The 1,579-nt window shown below is 61.4% G+C and carries 2 protein-coding genes; both read right to left on the bottom strand.

Annotated elements, in window-relative coordinates:
• The coding region (locus VA602_RS05425) for a class II glutamine amidotransferase (protein WP_323452695.1) at positions 1–616 on the bottom strand (616 nt) is incomplete at its 3' end.
• A gap of 2 nt (positions 617–618) precedes the next feature.
• A complete protein-coding gene (locus VA602_RS05420) occupies positions 619–1,395 on the bottom strand; it encodes a DeoR/GlpR family DNA-binding transcription regulator (RefSeq protein WP_054893001.1) in 777 nt (258 codons plus the stop codon).
• Positions 1,396–1,579 lie beyond the last annotated feature (184 nt).

Genomic DNA, 1,579 nt, shown 5'->3' with positions numbered 1-1,579 from the left:
TGAAGCGGTCGGTGACCTGACGCAGCGCAAGCTGGTCGGAGGCCAGGAAGTTCTCGCCGTGACCCAGTCCGATCACCAGCGGGCTGCCGCTGCGCGCAGCAACCAGACGGTCCGGCTGCTTGACGCTGATCACCGACAGACCGTAGGCACCATGCAGGCGCTTGACCACCGCCTTGAACGCGTCGGTCAGGTCGGGAATGCTCTTGAGGGTGTGGTGGATCAGGTGGACGATCACCTCGGTGTCGGTCTGCGAGGTGAACACGTAGCCGAGGCCCTTGAGCTCTTCACGCAGTTCTTCGTGGTTCTCGATGATGCCGTTGTGCACCACGGCCACTTCCTGGCCGGAGAAGTGCGGGTGGGCATTGTGCTCGGTCGGCGCGCCGTGGGTGGCCCAACGGGTGTGAGCGATGCCCAGGTGACCGTTGAGCGGCTCGGCGGCCACCGCGGCTTCAAGCTCGCTCACCTTGCCGATGCGACGACGACGATCGAGCTCACCCTGCTGGGTGACTACCGCCAGGCCCGCGCTGTCGTAGCCACGGTATTCCAGGCGCTTGAGGCCTTCGATAAGGATGGAGGTGATGTTGCGCTCGGCGACTGCACCGACGATTCCACACATGGTCATTGCTCCTGGCTGATCGCGGCGCAGATCAGGTTGATGCCGCGGGCTTGAATCTGTTCGCGTGCCGCTTTGGGCAGGCGATCATCTGTAATAAGGGTGGTAACGCTGCTCCAGGGCAGCTCGAGGTTGGGGATCTTGCGCCCGACCTTGTCCGACTCGACCATCACGATCACTTCGCGGGCCACTTCCGCCATCACCCGGCTCAGGCCGAGCAGTTCGTTGAAGGTGGTGGTGCCGCGATTCAGGTCGATGCCGTCGGCACCAATGAAAAGCTGGTCGAAATCGTATGAGCGTAGTACCTGCTCAGCGACCTGACCCTGGAACGACTCGGAATGCGGGTCCCAGGTACCGCCGGTCATCAGCAGCACCGGCTCGTGCTCAAGCTCGCTGATGGCACGTGCCACGTTCAGCGAGTTGGTCATCACCACCAGGCCGGGCTGGCGCCCCAGTTCAGGGATCATCGCAGCGGTGGTGCTGCCGCTGTCGATGATGATGCGTGCGTGTTCACGGATGCGTCCGACAGCCGCACGGGCGATGGCCTTCTTGTAGCTGGAAACGGGCTGAGCTGCCTCGCCAAGCATCTCCTGCGGCACCGGCACCGCACCGCCGTAACGGCGCAACAACAGGCCGTTGGCTTCCAGCGCGGCGAGATCCTTGCGGATGGTCACTTCCGAGGTTTCGAAACGCTTGGCCAGGGCGTCCACGCTGACCTCGCCCTGCTCGGCGAGCAAGGCCAGGATATTGTGGCGGCGCTGGGGGGTATTTCGTTTCGACATGTGCTGATAAGTTTCGATTCGAAAGATAATGGTGGCAATCAAAACCTAAGATGAAGGATTCGTCAAGCAGCGGATAGATTTACTGGCAACGCTATTCCCTTGGGGAGCGGACTTGTCCAGCAATAAAAAAGCCGACTTATTCACATAAGTCGGCTTTCGATCGAAACGTCTGTGGATAACTCAG

It is taken from the genome of Pseudomonas machongensis (genome assembly GCF_034961125.1).
GTDB classification, from domain to species: Bacteria; Pseudomonadota; Gammaproteobacteria; order Pseudomonadales; family Pseudomonadaceae; genus Aquipseudomonas; species Aquipseudomonas machongensis.
This window is presented reverse-complemented; position numbering and strand designations above follow the sequence as displayed.